The 17,604-nt window shown below is 64.1% G+C and carries 15 protein-coding genes; 7 read left to right on the plus strand and 8 right to left on the minus strand.

The window, feature by feature from the left end:
- Window positions 1–10: 10 nt before the first annotated feature.
- Both AC5Y4T_RS00675 and AC5Y4T_RS00680 read right to left on the minus strand, forming a co-directional pair.
- Window positions 11–1,192: an acyl-CoA dehydrogenase family protein gene (locus AC5Y4T_RS00675; RefSeq protein WP_499951545.1), complete on the minus strand. Its 1,182-nt coding sequence runs from the start codon at window positions 1,190–1,192 to the stop codon at window positions 11–13.
- Complete coding sequence (locus tag AC5Y4T_RS00680; RefSeq protein ID WP_499951964.1) at window positions 1,192–2,364, minus strand: cytochrome P450; 1,173 nt, start codon at window positions 2,362–2,364, stop codon at window positions 1,192–1,194. The genes AC5Y4T_RS00675 and AC5Y4T_RS00680 overlap by 1 nt, the downstream gene beginning before the upstream one ends.
- 278 nt (window positions 2,365–2,642) lie before the next feature.
- Here AC5Y4T_RS00680 and AC5Y4T_RS00685 point away from each other — a divergent pair, with 278 nt between their 5' ends.
- A complete protein-coding gene (locus tag AC5Y4T_RS00685) occupies window positions 2,643–4,100 on the plus strand; it encodes an aldehyde dehydrogenase family protein (RefSeq protein ID WP_499951547.1) in 1,458 nt (485 codons plus the stop codon).
- On the plus strand, window positions 4,097–6,460 hold the full coding sequence (locus AC5Y4T_RS00690) for a CaiB/BaiF CoA transferase family protein (RefSeq protein ID WP_499951550.1): 2,364 nt from the start codon (window positions 4,097–4,099) through the stop codon (window positions 6,458–6,460). The genes AC5Y4T_RS00685 and AC5Y4T_RS00690 overlap by 4 nt, the downstream gene beginning before the upstream one ends.
- Before the next feature lie 2 nt (window positions 6,461–6,462).
- Here AC5Y4T_RS00690 and AC5Y4T_RS00695 read toward each other — a convergent pair whose 3' ends face one another.
- From AC5Y4T_RS00695 to AC5Y4T_RS00705, 3 genes are all read right to left on the minus strand, one after another.
- Window positions 6,463–6,933: a MaoC family dehydratase gene (locus tag AC5Y4T_RS00695; RefSeq protein WP_499951552.1), complete on the minus strand. Its 471-nt coding sequence runs from the start codon at window positions 6,931–6,933 to the stop codon at window positions 6,463–6,465.
- Entirely contained in the window at window positions 6,930–8,123 is a 1,194-nt protein-coding gene (locus AC5Y4T_RS00700) for an amidohydrolase family protein (protein ID WP_499919973.1), read from the minus strand. The genes AC5Y4T_RS00695 and AC5Y4T_RS00700 overlap by 4 nt, the downstream gene beginning before the upstream one ends.
- A gap of 89 nt (window positions 8,124–8,212) precedes the next feature.
- Window positions 8,213–8,848, minus strand: a complete 636-nt coding sequence (locus tag AC5Y4T_RS00705) for a cysteine hydrolase family protein (protein WP_499951553.1) — start codon at window positions 8,846–8,848, stop codon at window positions 8,213–8,215.
- Between the two features lie 61 nt (window positions 8,849–8,909).
- Between AC5Y4T_RS00705 and AC5Y4T_RS00710 the strand changes: the two genes are divergently transcribed.
- Window positions 8,910–9,347, plus strand: coding sequence for a nuclear transport factor 2 family protein (locus AC5Y4T_RS00710; protein WP_499951555.1), 438 nt, complete (start codon window positions 8,910–8,912; stop codon window positions 9,345–9,347).
- On the opposite strand, the gene AC5Y4T_RS00715 is transcribed toward AC5Y4T_RS00710, so the two are convergent.
- Both AC5Y4T_RS00715 and AC5Y4T_RS00720 read right to left on the minus strand, forming a co-directional pair.
- Window positions 9,337–10,236, minus strand: coding sequence for a TIGR03619 family F420-dependent LLM class oxidoreductase (locus AC5Y4T_RS00715; RefSeq protein WP_499951556.1), 900 nt, complete (start codon window positions 10,234–10,236; stop codon window positions 9,337–9,339). The two genes, AC5Y4T_RS00710 and AC5Y4T_RS00715, sit on opposite strands and share 11 nt — an antisense overlap.
- 10 nt (window positions 10,237–10,246) lie before the next feature.
- A complete protein-coding gene (locus tag AC5Y4T_RS00720; protein WP_499951558.1) occupies window positions 10,247–11,341 on the minus strand; it encodes an acyl-CoA dehydrogenase family protein in 1,095 nt (364 codons plus the stop codon).
- A gap of 115 nt (window positions 11,342–11,456) precedes the next feature.
- On the opposite strand from AC5Y4T_RS00720, the gene AC5Y4T_RS00725 reads away from it, so the two are divergent.
- Genes AC5Y4T_RS00725 through AC5Y4T_RS00740 form a run of 4 tightly spaced genes read left to right on the plus strand, consistent with a single transcriptional unit; the run spans window position 11,457 to window position 16,368 of the window.
- The gene (locus AC5Y4T_RS00725) at window positions 11,457–12,653 is read left to right on the plus strand and encodes an amidohydrolase family protein (RefSeq protein ID WP_499951560.1); all 1,197 of its coding nucleotides are present in this window, start codon (window positions 11,457–11,459) and stop codon (window positions 12,651–12,653) included.
- A gap of 6 nt (window positions 12,654–12,659) precedes the next feature.
- A complete protein-coding gene (locus tag AC5Y4T_RS00730) occupies window positions 12,660–13,634 on the plus strand; it encodes an acyl-CoA dehydrogenase family protein (protein ID WP_499951562.1) in 975 nt (324 codons plus the stop codon).
- Window positions 13,631–14,830 carry an acyl-CoA dehydrogenase family protein gene (locus tag AC5Y4T_RS00735; RefSeq protein WP_499951563.1) on the plus strand — a complete coding sequence of 400 codons (1,200 nt, stop codon included), beginning with the start codon at window positions 13,631–13,633 and terminating at the stop codon, window positions 14,828–14,830. Before AC5Y4T_RS00730 ends, AC5Y4T_RS00735 begins: the two co-directional genes overlap by 4 nt.
- Window positions 14,830–16,368, plus strand: coding sequence for a class I adenylate-forming enzyme family protein (locus AC5Y4T_RS00740; RefSeq protein ID WP_499951565.1), 1,539 nt, complete (start codon window positions 14,830–14,832; stop codon window positions 16,366–16,368). The genes AC5Y4T_RS00735 and AC5Y4T_RS00740 overlap by 1 nt, the downstream gene beginning before the upstream one ends.
- Window positions 16,369–16,372: 4 nt before the next feature.
- Here AC5Y4T_RS00740 and AC5Y4T_RS00745 read toward each other — a convergent pair whose 3' ends face one another.
- The gene (locus AC5Y4T_RS00745) at window positions 16,373–17,506 is read right to left on the minus strand and encodes an amidohydrolase family protein (protein WP_499951965.1); all 1,134 of its coding nucleotides are present in this window, start codon (window positions 17,504–17,506) and stop codon (window positions 16,373–16,375) included.
- Between the last annotated feature and the right edge of the window lie 98 nt (window positions 17,507–17,604).

The raw sequence follows: 17,604 nt of genomic DNA on the forward strand, positions 1-17,604 counted from the left end.
GACACTCCTTTCAGGAGGCTCGCATGTCGCGGGGTGCGCGTGGCATTCCGAGACCGGCCATGGCGATGATGTCGCGTTGCAGTTCGTTGGCACCGCCGCCGAAGGTGTTGATGACGGCGAATCGGTAGGCACTCTCCAGCTCGCCCTGGAGCGGAGCCGACGTTTCCTTGCGCAGGCCGGCTTGGCCCACCACGTCGAGCAGCTCGCGGGCCACCTGCTGGGTGAGCTCGGTGCCGAAAACCTTTGCGGCGGAGGCCTCGCCCATGCCCAGACCACCCGAGCTCATGTTCGAGTTCACCCGCAGGTTGAGCAATCGATAGGCCGCGACCTGTGCCTCCACCCGTGCCAATGCCTGTTGGACCCAGGGCTGGTCGATGACGAACCCGTCGTCGAGTTCTGTGGTCTTGGCCCATTCCAGCGTCTTGCTGAACAGCGGCTCCAGCGCACCGAGGTTGCCGAGTGCGGCGCGCTCGAGGTTCAGCTGGTTGGTGACCAGCTTCCAGCCCTGGTTCTCGCCGAGGACGATGGCGTTCTCCGGGACGCGCACATCGTCGTAGAAGGTGTAGTAGGTCGAGACACCGGGCATCGTATGCAGTGGTTTCCAGGAGAAGCCGGGCGAGTCGGTGGGCACGATGAATACCGTGATGCCCTTGTGCTTCTTGGCTTCCGGATCGGTTCGGGCCGCCAGCCAGATGTAGTCGGCGAATTCCGCGCCGCTGGTGAACATTTTTGAGCCGTTGATCACGAATTCGTCGCCGTCGCGCACCGCGCTGGTCCGCAATGAGGCCAGATCGCTTCCCGCGCCGGGCTCGGAGTAACCGATCGCGAAATCGACGGTGCCCTTGAGGATCGCGGGAAGGAACTTCTGCTTCTGCTCCTCGGTCCCATACTGAATAAGCGTGGGGCCGACCGTGTTCAGCGTGATCATCGGCAGTGGCGCATGGACTCGGCGTGCTTCCTCGCCAAAGATGTACTGCTCGAGCGCAGTCAGCCCGCTGCCGCCGTACTCGACCGGCCACGCGACGCCAAGCAACCCGGCCTCGCCGAGCGCCCGCCGACATTCGGTCACCACGGCCCCGCCCTCCAGCAAGCCTGCGACCGCCTTGCGGCGTTCGGGGGTCATCACGGCTTCGAGGCGTTCGCGGTAGTCCTTGCGCAGCTGTTCCTGTTCGGGGGTGTAGTCGAAATCCATCAGACACCGGCTCCCATCCGTACCGGCATGCGCTTGACGCCCGGCACCATCGTGGCGCGCAGCCGCGTCACATCGCCGGTCAGTTCGATGCTCGGATAGGTGCCCAGCAGCACCTCGAACATCACCCTGGCCTCCAGCCGTGCCAGTTGCGCGCCGAGACACGCGTGTTCGCCGGCGCCGAAGGCGATGTGTGGGTTCGGGTTTCGGGTGATGTCGAACTCCTCGCTGGTGGGGCCGAAGATCTCCTCGTCGCGGTTGGCCGCACCGTAGAGCATGACCACCGTTTCACCGGCCTTGATCCTCTGGCCGCGGATCTCGACGTCCTCGGTGGCTTCGCGCGCCATGTGGGTCACCGGGCTGGTGAACCGCAGCATCTCTTCGACGGCCAACGGCAAAAGCTCGGGCTTCGAGCGAAGTAAGGCGAACTGATCGGAGTGGTCCAGCAGCGCCAGCGTGCCCAGCGCGATCAGGTTGCGTGTCGTCTCGTTGCCGGCGACCAGCAGCAGGAACGAGAAATTGAGCAGGTCCGCATCGGTGAGGCGCTCGCCATCGACTTCGGCGGCCGCCAGGATGGACAGCAGGTCGTCTTGTCCGGTGACCTTGCCGGAACGCCGCGCGTCGATCAATTTGGTGAAGTACTCGTAAAGTTCGCCAAGCGCCACCATGTTGTCCAGCTCGATGTCGGGATCGGCGGTACCCACCGCCGCGTCCGACCATGCCCGGAACTGCTCCCAGTCCTCGGCCGGCGCGCCGAGCATCTCCGCGATCATCCGGGTCGGCAGCGGCGCGGCAATCTCCTCGGCGAACTCGTAGACCCGTGCCGGGTCGACGTCGTCGAGGATGCCCTTGACGATCTCGCGCACCTTGGGTTCCAGCAACGTGACCTGCCGCCGGGTGAAGCCCGAGTTGATCAGCTTGCGCAGCTGCCGGTGCCGTGGCGGGTCGGTGAAGATCAGGTTTCCCTCCTGCACCGGGCTTGGCATGGCGGGATCCGGGATCGAGATGCCCCTCGTCGACGTGAACGTCATCGGGTGGCCGGAGACCTGGCGGATGTCCTCGTACTTGGTCAGGGCCCAAAAGTTCGTGACGTCGTTCCAGACGACCGGCATGCTGTTGCGCAGCTCCCGATAGCCCGGATACGGGTCACCGGCGTAGAAGTCCGGCGAGTGCAGAGGCAGCGTGGACGTTGGTCTGGAGGTGGAGTCAGCGGGCACTGCGGGCCTTCCTCGACACACGGGAAATCGGACAGTTAATTCATGAATGTCCGGTAATGCTGTGTCTACAGACAAGCGCCGCGAATGTCAATCACCGTTCGCCCAGTTGAGTGCCAACAGCGTTGACGCCACTGCATCCTCAGGTGTACATAATTGAAGAATTGTCGGACACGTTCGCATCGGCATCGGGCGACACCGTACAGTGCGGCGACCAACCGGGAAGGTCCAGTGATGTGATGGCCGAATCGAGCCTGGTCGACAGCTATGGCGCCTATATCGACGGCAACTGGGTCGAACCGGACACCGGGAGATATGACGTACTCAACCCGGCGACAGAGCACGTCATTGCCTCGGCGCCGAATGCCGGCGTCGCGCAGGTCGAGCAGGCCATTGGTGCGGCGCGTGCCGCCTTCGATTCCGGGCCTTGGGCCGTGGCGGATTCAGCCGAGCGGTCCCGCTGCCTCCAGCGGCTCAGCGACGCGCTACTCGCCCGGTCCGATGAAATCTACGCGCTGGCGCAGGCCGAGTGGGGCTGCACAGCAAACGAGCGGCTGATCCATGTGGAGGGCCCCGCGTTCATGGTCGGCCATGCCGCGGAACTCGCGCTCGAGCCGGCTGAGGCGCCCATGGATGCATGGGGCGCGGCGGGGACCACCCTGTTGCGCTACGAGCCACTCGGTGTGGTCGCGGCGATGACGCCGTGGAATTTCCCGCACACGCTGAACGTGATGAAGCTGGGTGCCGCGCTGGCCGCGGGCAACACCCTTGTCCTCAAGCCCTCGCCGCTGACACCGCTGGCCGGTCTCGCGCTGGCGCGGCTCATCGATGAGGAGACCGACATTCCACCCGGCGTGGTCAACATCGTCACCCCGGGCAGTGTGGAGGCCAGCAGGATCTTGACCGTCGATCCCCGGGTCGACATGGTGACCTTCACCGGAAGTTCGGCCGTCGGTCGCGATGTGATGGCCGGCGCCGCAACCTCAATGAAACGGATCCTGCTCGAATGCGGCGGCAAATCGGCGAGCATCCTGCTCGACGATGTCGACCTGACCGACGAATTGTTCCAGCGGCTGCTCTTCGAAGGGTGCACGATGCACGCGGGGCAGGCGTGCATCCTGAACAGTCGCCTGGTGGTCCCGGACACGCTGCACGACGAGGTCGTCGATCGGCTCGCCGAGCTGGCCCGCAACGTCACCGTCGGTGACCCCACCGACGAGGCGACCGGGATGGGTCCGCTGATCAGTCGCCAACACCTGGAGCGGGTCGAAGGTTTCGTCCGCCGCGCCGAAAGCGATGGCGCGAAGATTGTCGCCGGCGGTGGGCGGCCGGAGGGGCTCGATCGCGGTTTCTATTTCGAGCCAACGGTTTTGACCGATGCCAGCGCCGAGTCGTTTATCGCGCAGGAAGAGGTGTTCGGCCCGGTGTTGACGGTACTGCGCTACCGCAACGACGACGAAGCGGTCGGCATCGCAAACGATTCAGCCTACGGACTCGGTGGCGCGATCTGGGGTACCGACGTCGAGCGTGCGGTCGGGCTTGCGCGGCGGATCAGGACCGGTCAGATCTCGATCAACGGCACGATACCCGGCGACGCGCCGTTCGGCGGTTTCAAGCAGAGCGGAATCGGCCGCGAAGGCGGCGTGATGGGCCTGCGGGCATACATGGAACCCAAGGCGATCGGAGTGCCCGCGTGACCGGATCCCTATCGGGACTGCGGGTCGTCGAGGTAGGGACCGACATTTCGGCGCCGTATTGCACGAAACTGCTCGTCGATCTCGGCGCCGACGTGTACAAGGTCGAGTCGCCGGCGGGCGATCCGCTGCGAAGCTGGGGCTCGTCCAGCGGATTGTTTGAGTATTTGAACGCCGGAAAGCACGGGCTGACAATCGATCTCGAATCACATCCCAAGGCGCTTTCTGACGTCATCGCTCAAGCAGATGTGGTGGTCGAGGATCTGCCGGTCGGATCAGCCGACAGGTTGAACGGGGGGCTCGATCGCGAAACTCTCCAACGCCTCAATCCGAATCTCGTTGTCGTCCGGATCTCCGACTACGGCCAAAAGGGCCCACGCCGGAACCGCCAGTCGACGTCGCTGACCCTGCAGGCCGCGTCGGGGTGGGTCAACACTCGCGAACTCGGCCGGGCGCCGGTACAGGCCGGCGTCCGTATCCCCGAGTACATCGCCGGCAGCTACGCCGCGCTCGGGGCCCTGACGGCCCTGCGGGTCGCGGATGCCGGTCTTGATCGGGTGATCGAGGTCGATGTCTCTGCGTTCGAGTCACTCGTGTCAACCTTGGCGTATCCGATGCTGATGGCTGAACGTTTGAAAAGCCTTGGTCTTCCGGCGAATTCAAAGGCGGGTCCGATGCTCGGCATAGTACGCGCCGCGGACGGGTGGATCGGGATCAACTGCTTGACGGGGCAGCACTGGCTGGACGTCTGCGCGATGGTAGGACTGCCGGAATTCGGCGATCACCAAATAGCCATCATGCTGGGCGGCCCCGAACGCGCGGAGTTCTTCGCGAAGGCGCAGCCCTGGCTCGATTCGATGACCGTGGCCGATCTGGTCGAGTTGAGCCAGGCGATGCGAATTCCCGCGGCGCCGGTCAACGATGGAGCATCCATCCTCGACTGTCCCCAGTACCGCGAGCGGGGGTTCTTCATCGAAAGCGAAGCGGGAGGCCAACGTTTCCTCCGGCCGGGCGCACCGTTCAGGTTGGCCCGCACGCCGGTTGAGCCACCGAAACCAGCGCCACGGCTGGGCGATCGAGCGGCAGCTTCATCCCACGATCGACGGACGAAGCCGGCCGCATCCGCAGTTGACGATGTGACACTGCCATTCGCAGATCTCAAGGTTTTCGACCTGAGCACATTCTGGTCCGGCGCCTACCTCACCTGCTACCTGGGTGCCTTCGGCGCCGATGTCGTCAAGGTCGAGTCGATCCAACGTCCGGACGGTCACCGGTACTCGGGCTCGCTGCTGCGCAGCACCGATGACTGGTACGAGATAGGACCGATGTGGCAGGGCACCAACCTCAACAAGCGCGATATCACGTTGAATCTCAGCACCGAATCCGGCCGCGAATTAGCCCTCAAGCTCGCCGCCGAGGCAGATGTCGTGGTGGAGAACTTCTCGCCGCGCGTGGTGGAGCAGTTCGGTTTGGACTACGCCTCGCTGGCGAAGGTGAATCCGGACGTCATCATGGTCCGCATGCCGGGCCTCGGGCTCGAGGGTCCGTGGCGCGACTACGTCGGATGGGCACTGAACTTCGAGCAGATATCGGGGATGTCGGCGGCCACCGGTTACCCCGACGGTCCACCGTGCAACCTGCAGGGGCCTGCCGATCCGATCGTCGGCGTACACGCGACCGTCGCACTACTGGCCGCGCTCGAGCACAAGCGCAGAACCGGTGAAGGCCAACTGATCGAGGTCGCACAGATCGAGGTCGGTGCCGCGGTGACTGCCGAGCCGGTCATCGAATACTCGCTCACGGGCCAGGCGTACGAGCGGGAAGGCAACCGCCACCGCAACTACGCACAAGGCGTCTACCCGGCCAGTGGCGACGATGAGTGGGTGGCCATCTCGGTGCGTGACGACTCCGACTGGGCCGCCGTCGTCGACGTGATCGGCCGGCCCGAACTGCTCGACGACCCGCGGTTCGCCTCACCACAGGCACGGCTGCACAATCACGACGTTCTCGACGAGGTGCTGTCCGGATGGGCGGCGTGTCGACCGCCCGACGAGATCGCCGAGACGCTCCTTCGCCGTGGTGTCCCCGCGGAGCGGATCCTCACCGCGGACCGGATGTACGACGTCGACCAGCTCGGGGCGCGCGGCTTCTACGAGGAGCTTGAGCATCGGCTCGCCGGGCGACAGAGGTTCCCGGGCTGGCCATTTCGGATAACGCCGGGACCCCTGCGGCATCACCGCGCGCCATCGCCGACGCTCGGGCAACACAATGGCGAGGTGCTGGCGGCGCTCGGTCTGTCGGATGAGGAGCTGACGAAGCTGCGTGACGAGCAGATTATCGGCGAACGGCTGCTGAACGCGTAGCTTCAGTCATCGACCATTGCCGCGATGGTGTCGACCACGCAGGCCGGTCGGTCGGATCCCTCAACCTCGACGGTGACTCGCACGGTGGCCCGGCCGCCCGTGTCGGTGCGTTCCACCTTGATCAGTTCGGCGCCGGCGCGGATGCGCGAGTCCACCGGTACCGGGGCAGGGAAGCGAAGCCTGTCGGAGCCGTAGTTGACCTGCATCGACAGCCCCGAAACCCGGTAAATTTGTTGCACGAGAATGGGAACCAGTGACAGCGTGAGATATCCGTGCGCGATCGTCCTACCGTACGGACCCTTGGCCGCCCGCTCCGCGTCGACATGAATCCACTGGCGGTCGCCGGTCGCCTCGGCGAATAGATCGATTTCCTTCTGAGTGACCTGGTGCCACCCGCTGTAGCCAAGGTGTTCGCCGACGTGCGATTCGAAGCCGGAGACGCCTTCGTAGACGGTCGGAGAGACCTGCGTCATGCCGGGACCTTGAGCCCCAATTGCTCAATGGCGTTGCCGCCCATGATCTTCGCCTTCGCGACGTCGGAGATGCCGTCGAGCCGGTCAACAAAACTCAACGGATCGCCGATGCCCTCGGGGTGGGGAAAGTCGGAACCGAACATCACGTGATCCTCACCCATGATGTCGACGATCCCCTTGACGTCGTCCTCGAGGAACGGGTGGATGTAGATGTTGCGTTTGAACACCTCGACAGGATGCTCGTCGAACTCCTTGGGCATGATTTTGTACGCGGTGTTGAGTTGTTCGAGAAGATTGCGCACCCAACCGCTGCCGTTCTCGACGCAAAAGATCTTCAGGTCGGGGAACCGCGACAGCGCACCGTGGCAGATCATTGCGGCCAAGGTGTCCTCGATGGCGCGGTGCCCCATGACCACCTCGCGCAGTGCGCTCGGCTTGAACGAGAGGTATTCGTCGCCGCCTTCCCACTCCATGAGGTGCTTCTGGTATCCGCTGTCCGACGCGTGCATGGTCACCGGAATGCCGGCCTTGACGACTTCTTCCCAGAACGGGTCGAATTCGGGCAGACCCATCGATCGCGAGCCGCCGAAGCGGCTGGGCACCGGAGCCGGGCGAACCAGGAACGTTTTCATTCCCCGTTCGAGGCACCAGTGCAGCTCCTTGATGGCTTCGTCGACGAGCGGCAGGCAAACGACGGGTGTCGCGAAGATGCGGTCGTGGTAGTTGAACGTCCAGTGTTCGTGCATCCACTCGTTCAGCGCATGGATGATTGCGTGGGTGAGGACGACGTCGTCGGTAGTGCGCTCCTCGATGAGGCTGGCGAGGGTGGGATACATGACGCACTGATCTATACCGAGTTCGTCCATCAGCTCCAATCTGGGAGCCGGGGCCTGGTAGGCGGGGATGACATCCATTGCTTCACCGATGAATTCGCGGAAATTCAGGCCCTCTGGATTGTTGCCCAAGAAGTAGTCCTCGGCGCTTCCCGGCCGGGCCACCCGCTCGAATGTCGGGTTGGGGATCATGTGGCTGATGTGGTCCTTGACGACGAGCTTGGGCCGTCCGTTGACCTCGACGTAGCCGACCTTGCCGCGGTGCTCTTTGGGTAGGTACTTGGTGAGCGCGTCCCTCGTCTCGTACATGTGGTTGTCGATGTCGAAGACCGGGTAGGGCAAGGACCGGGTAGACATGTGACTGATCCCTCCAGGGCAGCGAATATGACCGTTTACGCTAGGTGGAAATGACGTTATCACCAACGCTCCGCCACAGCTATGCGGGGCTACCTCCGGCGAGTTCTTTGCCAGGCCTTCACGACGGCTTCGGTAGTGGTGACCGTGCTCAGCAGCGTCAACGTGTTGTCGATGATCGATTCCGCGTAGTCGCGGGGGTAGCCACATACCGCATCGCGCGGAAGCACGAACTGATAGCTGCGATTGACGGCGTCCATCACAAAGTTCTGGATCGCGATGTTGACCGAGACGCCCACGCCCACAATGGTCCTGATTCGGAGGTTGCGGAGTACGGAGTCAAGGTCGGTACCCGTCATCGGTCCGACGCCGTGCGTACGGGTAAGGACCAGATCGCTTGGCTCCGGGCCGAACTCAGGTAGTACCGAGGCGCCGGGGCTGCCCGGAGTCAAATCGGCGGCGAATGACTTCCCCGCCATGAACAGCCTGGCATTGCTATTGGACCCGCGGTTGTCTGGGCGCTTCTGCATAAGGCAGTGCACGACCGTAACGCCTGCCGCCCGAGCCGCATCGAGAAGCCGGACAATGTTAGGGATCGTCTCCCGGCTGGCTTCCTCGGCCAACATGGGCAGACCGGCCTGGGGGCCGATCACACCGCCCTGACATTCCTGGGTGACCAGGGCGGTTGTGGCGGGGGTCAACAGATCAAGCAGGCTGGGTTGCGGCATGAGAATAAACGTTATCGTGTGTGAGAACACGATTTCCAGTCAGCTTTCCCAGGGAGGATAAATGGAGGTCTGGGAGCTCGGCATCCGTGAGTCGGTACGCCAGACCATCGCCGACTACACCGCTGCCACCGATCGGTTTGACCTGCGCGGTCTCGCCGCCTGCTTCGCGGCGGACGGCACCCTCGAGTTCACCGGCGGAGCGCAACCGCTCACCGGTCCCGCCGAGATCGAGTCGGGGCTCGGCGTTGCCATGTCCAAGAATCCCGGACCGGAGAGACAAGCGCCAACGCTTGTGCGTCATCACGTTTCGAGCATCCGCTTCGGGTCTGTAGCCAGGGATCGGGTTGAGGTCAGCAGCTATTTCGCCGTTCACACCGACAGAGGCGTCGACCACTGGGGACGCTATCGCGACGTCCTCGTACCGCTGAACGGTCGGTGGTTGTTCGCGCATCGACGAATCACTGTGGACGCCTTTGCAGCCGACAGCGTTATGCGATGAACTCCGTTGCGAAACCGCGCGCGCGGTCGATGTATTCGGCTCGGGTGGCGCCTCGCGGTGCGATGGTCAGCCAGGTCACGCCCATCGCTTCCAGCTGTGCGATGGTGGCGTGCCGTTCGTCGGTCGACCTGCTGTCGTCGAGCAGGTTGCCTGCCGAGAAGCAGATGTCCAGCGGTTCGGTACGGCCGATCTCGGCCGCATAACTCTTGGCCCAGTCGATGGCCGACGCCAATCCCTCAAGCGTCGAGATCTCAGCGGTCCGTGACGCGGCCGCGTAGCCGAATGTGTTGAAAGGTGCCCAGCCCTGCGCGCGGGCAACTGCACGGCGTACCGCGGGCTTGCTGTTTCCGCCAACCCAGATCGGTGGCGGAGTCGCCGGTACCGGATACAGGCGCACACCTCGAGCGGCGAACGAGGTGCCCTCGTAGGCGACATCCTCACCGGTAAGCACCTTTTCGAGAACGTCCAGCGCCTCGTCCAGCAACGCCCCGCGGTTTTCGAAATCTACTCCCAGCGCGTTGAACTCGGGTTTGAGGTAGCCCGCGGCGGTGCCGAGTATCAGCCGGCCGCCGGACAGGACGTCCAGGCTCTGGATCGACTTCGCGCCCAGGAATGGGTTCCGGTAGGCGGCGATGTAGACGTTGGTGAGCAACCTGGTGTCCGTGGTGGCGGCTGCCGCGAACGCGAGGGCGACGAACGGGTCCAGGGCGTGGTGTCCGCCATGGTCGAGCCATTTCGCGTCGGGGGCGGGGTGGTCGGTGACGTGTACGGCGGCGAATCCGCTCGCCTCGCCGACGCCCGCGATTTCGGAGATCGCTTCTGCGGTGACGAATTCGGACACCGCGTCCACCCGCTGGGTGGGCAGTTCGAGGGAGTACGAGATGGTCACATTCGTCCTTTCATGTTGTCGCCAGGGCTGCTAGGCGTTGCGCGTGGTGATCGGGGCTGCCGAAGATCAACTCGGTGGCCTTGGCGCGCCGAACGTAGAGGTGTGCGTCGTGTTCCCAGGTGAACCCGATGCCGCCGTGGATTCGCATGTTGTCCAAGGCGACTTGCAGAAAGGCTTCCGAGCAGGCCATCTTCGCCACTGACGCTGCAACTGGCAGGTCGTTGCGGTCGGCGGATTCCGCAGCGTGAACGGCGGCAGAGCGGGCACCCTCGACGAGCACCAGCATGTCCGCGCACCGGTGCTTGACCGCCTGGAAGCTGCCAATGGCCCGCCCGAACTGGACCCGCTCCTTGGCATAGCCCACTGCCATGTCGAGGCAGCGTTGGGCGGAGCCAACCTGCTCGGCGGCCAGCGCGGCGATCGCGAGGTCGCACGTGCGGGCCAGGCCAGGGGCCGCGGCTCCATCTATTCCGATCAACCGGGCGGGGACATCGTCGAACCGCAGACGCGCGACCTTGCGCGTGCGGTCGAGCGTGGCGAGCGGCTCACGAGTCAGCCCCTCGGCGTCCGCCGCGACCGCGAACAGCGATATGCCCGCCCTCGTATTCGCCGCGGCGAGAACAACATCGGCGGTATTGCCGTCGAGAACGAGATCGGCATCGCCCCGGATCCGATGACCGGTGCGGTCGGCACGTGCCGTCAGCGCGACGGCGTCCGGATCCCACGCATCGAGGCGGCCGTTGAGGATCACCGTCGCGGTGGTGGATCCGTCGACGAAACGCGGTAGGTAATCAGCCATCGCGGCGTTGTCGCCGCTGCAAAGAATCGCTTGGGTGGCGAGTGCGACGGTGGAGAAGAACGGCGCGCACAACAGCGCGGCGCCCATCTCCTCGAACACGACCGCGAGTTCGGACAGCGTCGCACCTGCCCCGCCGAACTCTCCTGGGACCGCGATGCCGTGCAGTCCCATTTCACGGGCCATTTGATGCCACACCGATTCGTCGTATCCCGCCGTGGTGGACATCAGGTCGCGCACCCGGGCGGACGTCGAAGCGACCGCCAGGAACTCCCGCATCGACCGGCGGAGTTCGTCGGCTTCACTCATCGCGGATTCCTTTGGTGTGGGTCTGCCCGCCCGACCCGGGATAGGCATTGCCGGGAAAGGATAGTATCTTTTCTGAAATAGGAGAATCACCATTCTCGCACGAAGGAGCCGCGTGGTGACGACGAAACTCGAGTACGGGATCTTCGACTGCGACACCCATTGCTACGAGACGCGTGATGCGTTTACCCGCTACCTGCCCAAGGAGTTCCAGGATCGGGCGATCACCACCGTGCGCGGAGCCGACGGGGTCGAGGTAATTCTCGCCGGCCACCGCGTCGCGACCTTCAACAGTGAAGGGGGCCTGGGTCTGGACGTCGCATACCGCCCTGGATCGTTGAAAGAGATGCTCAGGCAGATGGGATCCGGCAACCCGGAGGAGTCCTACGAGCCGCAGCCCATGCAGCCCGAATACATCGAGCGTTCAGCCCGGCTCGCGGTAATGGAAAAGCAGAACGTCGAGCGGATGGTCATCTATCCGAGCGGCATGGCGCTGTCTGCCGAGCACTACGTTGACGACACGCCCGCGCTATACGCGAATCTTCGTTCGTTCAACCGATGGTTCGACGAGGAATGGGGCTTCAACTACCAGGACCGTATCTACGCGACCGGGCTGCTTTCACTTCGCGACCTAGACTCAGCCGTCGCCGAAACCGACGAATTGATCGCGCAGGGTGCGAAGTTTGTCCTGCTGCCGACGGGCCCGGCATACGGCCGATCTCCGGGGGATCCCTACTTTGACCCGATTTACGCGCGACTTCAGGAAGCCGGCTGTGTCCTGGTGTTCCACATCATGCCCTTCTGGTACTTCGATGCGATCTCACCTGCCTGGGGGCACTGCGCAGATCCGGCCTCGTGGCACATGTCTGCCTGGCAGTGGATGAACGTCTACGGCCAACGCCCGATCGAGGACACCCTCTCGGCGCTGATCTTCGACAACCTCTTCGGCCGCTTTCCCGGGTTGAACGTGCTGGTAGCCGAACACGGTGCAGAGTGGGTGCCCTTCTTCACGAAACACATGGACAAGAGCCGCGGCATGGGCCGAAACGGCCCGTGGATCGGCGGGAAACTGACGGAAAAGCCGTCTGCCATCTTCCGGCAGCACGTTCGAGTTGTGCCGTACCCCGAAGACGATACGCCTGCGATCGTCAGCAGCTTGGGCTACGACGACTGTCTCGTGATGGGCTCCGACTACCCGCATGCAGAAGGGTTGGCCGAGCCGGCTGACTTCGTCAAGTTGCTCGATCCGCTCGACGACGCCGCCAAGAAGCGAATCATGCGCGACAATGCGAATCAGTTGATAGGGCGGAGCTAGGACTCGATGGGTAATGCGGACGAGGATGGCGTCGACCTCGGTCTGTTGCGCGAAACGGCGCGCGATTTCCTGAGCGGACGGATCGCGCAGGATTCGGTCAAAGAGCTCGCGGCCATGGATTGGACCGGGCTGCTCGTCAAGGAAGATCTCGGCGGCAGCGGATGGCGTCCTGTGGAGACGACAGTCGTTGCGGAAGAGCTCGGCCGCGCGCGAAACTCGTCGGCGTGGTTCGGTTGTGTGCTATCTGCCGCGGCGTTGGCCTCGGCGCCCGCCGAGCTGCGCGATCGATGGTTGCAGGCGATGCTCGACGGGACCACGACGGCCGGCTGCGCGCTGGCGGGCGACACGGTACGGGTGGCGAGCGGCGATGTCATCGACCTCTTGGTCACACTGGGGCGCAACGGAATCCATCTGTTTGAGGTGTCGGCCTCAATGCCGAGGCGCCGAGATGACGAGTTGTTGGATGTCAGCCGGGCAGCATGGCGCTTTGACCTTTCCGGGGCCGCGAGCGTGCTGATCGGTGGACCCGAACAAGCGGATCGGTTGCTCGCGGTCGCGAGGGTTCTGCTCAGCGCGGATTCGCTGGGAGCGTTTTCGACCACATTCGAGCGGCTGGTCGCATACCTGAAGGGGCGCATCGCCTTCGGTGTGCCGATCGCGAGTTTCCAGGCGGTGCAACACCGGCTAGTGGATCTATTGGTCTTCGAGGCGAAGGCACGCGCGGTCATCATGAAGGCCGCCCGTGCCCTCGAGGCCGACGAAATTTCAGACGTCGCCATCGCGTTGTCCGCCGCGGCGCACGCATTCGTCGCCGCGAATGCAGCCGCCGCCGTCGACGAGTGCATGCAGCTCTCGGGCGGTATCGGATTCACCTGGGAGTACCCCTTGCACCACGAGTTGCGCCGGGTATTTACGAACGGCTATCTGCTCGGCACGGCTCGCTCCAGTCGTGCGTTACTCGCGGAGAGGTCGGGTTGGTGAGCGCCGCGCCCGCCCGGCCCAGCGAAGCGCAGCTGACCGAGTACAGGCACCGGGTCAGGGCGCATATCGCCGAACACGCACCTCCATTCGCCGCGCAGGAAGGACGCCGGGCGCCGGAAAACCCTGAGCAGGAAGGGCAATTGCGGAAGTGGTTCGCCACGTTGTTCGACGCCGGCTTCCTCGGCGCCGACTGGCCCGCCGAGCACGGCGGACGCGCCGACCACCACCCGCTGCATGACCGGATCCTCAGCGAGGAACTCCTGCGTGCCCGTGCTCCGCGACCCGTCGACCAGGTCAACCTTGCGGCCCACGTGCTGCTGCACTTCGGGTCGGACGAGCAGAAGGCCGCATGGCTGCCGCCGATCCGCCGCAGCGAGCACATCTGGTGTCAGTTGCTCAGCGAGCCCGATGCAGGCAGCGATATCGCCGCAGTGCGCAGCAGGGCGGTCGAGCAACCCGACGGAACGTGGGTGATCGACGGCCAAAAGATTTGGATCACCGACGGGCACTGGGCCGACATGGGGTTGGCGCTCATCCGTACCGACCCGAATTCATCGCGCCACCAAGGCCTCTCGGTGTTCGCGGTCCCAATGTCAACGCCTGGCGTCGAGGTCCGTCCGATCCGGACCATCAACGAGGCGGTCGAGGTGAACGAAGTTTTCCTCGGCGGCGTAACGGTGCCCGCGATGAGCCTGATCGGCAGGCCCGGCCAAGGGTGGTCGATCATCATGGCGGGCTTGGACTTCGAACGCTTCGGCATCGGCGGAAACGTCATTCTGCTCGAGCTGCTGATCGATGACCTGGTGACGGTGACGCGCAATGCCACCCTCGACGGGATCCCGGCGTTCGAGCACGATGACATCCGGCAGGCAGTCGCCGAGTTGGCCGTCGAAGTCGAGGTGGCGAAAGCTTTTATCGACGATCATGTCGATCGTCTCGTCGTCGGCGCCGAGAAGCCGGGTGACGGTTCGATCGCCAAGCTCAGCTTTGCCGAGACGTATCACCGGGTTTCGGTGTACGGCGCCGAGCTCGCCGCGACGGTATGCACGATGGGCGCCGACCCGAGTATCGAGCAGGCCAAACAACGTCTACGAGAATGCTGGCTGTGGTCGCGCGCGTATACGATTTCCGGCGGAAGCAACGAAATGATGCGCAACATCCTCGCCAAACGTCGGTTGTTGCTTCCGAGCGGCTGATGACCGGAACCTATTGGGGCTTGGTTGAAGAAGCGGCCCGCGCGCATCCAGAGCGAATCGTGCTCGTCGACGATTACGGCCGGAGCCTGACAAATGCAGAGTTGCGCGATGCGGCGGAGCGCACCGCGGCGGCGTTGGCGCAGCGCGGGATTCGCGACGGAACTGTGGTGTCCTGGCAGCTGCCGACCACGCTCGAGACGATGGTCGTCATGGTGGCGCTGACCCGCCTCGGCGCCGTGCAAAATCCCATCCTGCCGATCTGGCGCGAGAGTGAAGTCCGCTTCGCGACAGTGCAACTCGGCACCGAGGTGATCATCGTGCCAGGTTCGTGGCGTGGGTTCGACCATGTCGCACTGGCCGACGCGCTGGCACGAGAGCAGCCGATGACGGTTTTGGTCATTGATCATGCGGCCCGTGTCGGTGAGGGCCTTCGACTTCCTGCAGTCGATCCCGCATCGCTGCCCGCACCTCCTACCTCGGAGACGCTGCCACGGTGGGTTTACTACTCGTCGGGTACCACCGCGGCGCCGAAAGGCGTCCGGCATTGCGATCGGTCGGTGATCGCAGGCTCGGCCGGGGTGGTGGGAATGTTCGGTGCATCCAGCGACGACGTCAATCCGATCGCGTTTCCGGTGTCACACATCGGCGGTGCGGCGATGTTGGCAGCGAGCCTGCTGACCGGCATGCGACTGGTGCTGTTCGACGAGTTCGATCCGGTGCTCACCCCGAAGGCGATCGCTGCGCACCGGCCGACGATGCTGGGCTCGGCTACACCGTTCTTTGTCGCCTTCATGGCAGCACAGCGAGAGCACGGCGCTGATCCGCTCTTCCCCGATCTGCGCGGTTGTGTGGGCGGTGGGGCGCCGATCACTGCCGAACTGGGACGCCAAGTCCGCGAGACGTTTTCGGTCGCCGGAGTGGCGAACGCCTGGGGGCTGACCGAATTTCCAGTCGTGACCTCACCACCGCCGGACGGAGCGCCGGAGGTGCTCGACCATACGGTAGGCCGCCCGGTAGCCGGCGTATCCGTCCGTGTCGTCGACGATTTCGGACGCGAAGTCGAAGCGGGAGAGGAGGGCGAACTGCGGCTCAAAGGACCGCAATGCTTCCTGGGCTATGTCGATGAAGACCTGAACGCCGACGCATTCGATGCCGAAGGCTGGTTCCGCAGCGGCGATCGGGGCCGCATTGACGCCGACGGAAACGTCGTGGTCACCGGTCGTATCAAGGACGCGATCATCCGCAATGCGGAGAACATCTCGGCGCTTGAGATCGAGGGCGTACTGGCCACGCATCGGGCCGTCGCGGACGTCGCGGTCATCGGTGTCCCGGATCCTCGTACGGGCGAACGTGTTTGCGCGATCGTGGTCGCTGAACCCGGAAGTGATGTCACCATCGACACATTGGCGGAGCATTGCGAGGGCAAAGGCTTGAGTCGCCACAAATACCCCGAGCGACTTGAATTGGTGGAAGCGCTGCCGCGAAACCTCACCGGGAAGGTGCTGAAGAACGAACTGCGCGCGCGGTTTGGTGCCTGAACCCCTAGAGGCCGATGAGCTGCTTCAAATTGCCGCCCATGACCCGTGCTGTGGTGTCGGCGGGAAGGTTCGCGAGTTCGTTGACGAAATCCGCGGGGTGGGCGAGTCCCTCCGGATGCGGAAAGTCCGAACCGAACATCACCCGGTCAGCGCCGAGCACGTCGATGAGGTGTGACATGTCCTCTTCATGAAACGGGTTGACCCAAACGTGCCTGCGGAAGACGTCGCAGGGGTGTTCGCTGAAGTCCTTGGGCTTCTTGCGGTAAACCCGATCGAACACCTCCATCAACCGCTGAGCCCACGATCCGCCGTTCTCGACCACACCGATGCGCAGGCCGGGGAAGCGCTCGAACACTCCATGAGCGATGAATGCCGCAAGCGTGTCGAAGATGTGGCGGCTCTCTTCGTAGACGAACCCGCGAAGCTTGGTGAGCTGGAACCCCTGGAACTCGTCGCCGCCTTCCCAATCGTCGACGTAACGGTCGTAGCCGGAGTCCGAGTTGTGCATCTGCACTGAGATGCCCGATGACTCCACGAGCCGCCAAAAGTCGTCGAATTCAGGGAGCGCGGGCGAGCGGGACGTGCCGTCTGCACGCGGTACCGGGGCCGGCCGGATCAGCACGGTCCTGGCTCCCTTCTCCAGGCACCACTCGAGTTCCTTGACGCCTTGGGCGGGATCGTTAAGCGAGATCGCGGGCACGGGGAAGATGCGATCTTGGTAATTGAAAGTCCAGTCGTCGAGCAGCCAGCGGTTGAAGGCATGCGTCACCACGTGGGTCAGTTCGGTGTCGGACTTGGTCCGTTCCTCGAGCATCCCCGCCGTGGTCGGGAACATCATCGCGCCGTCGACACCTTGGGTGTCCATCAGCTCCAGCCGCAGGTCCGGACGTCGGAACGCGTCGGGGCAGCGGATAGGCTCGGCCAGTTCCCGCAAGGACTTGCCCTCGGGATTGATGCCGCGGTAATAGTCGGCCCACGCGCCCGGCGTCGGGATCACCTCGTAGGTCGGATTCGGGATGCACTCGGTGACCACGCCGAGGATCTGCAGCTTCTTGCGGCCGTTCACGTCGACGAATTTCAGCGCCTCGGAATATTTCTCCGGCAAGTAGCGCGTGTAGGCGTCGATGGTTTCGTACATGTGGTTGTCGGCGTCCCAGACCTCGATGGATCTTCCGTCGGTCACCAGTGCCTCCAACCTGACTGAGAATGTTGATTCTCAAGATAGCAAACGGCTGT

The sequence above is a fragment of the Mycobacterium sp. NGS11 genome, assembly GCF_059813315.1.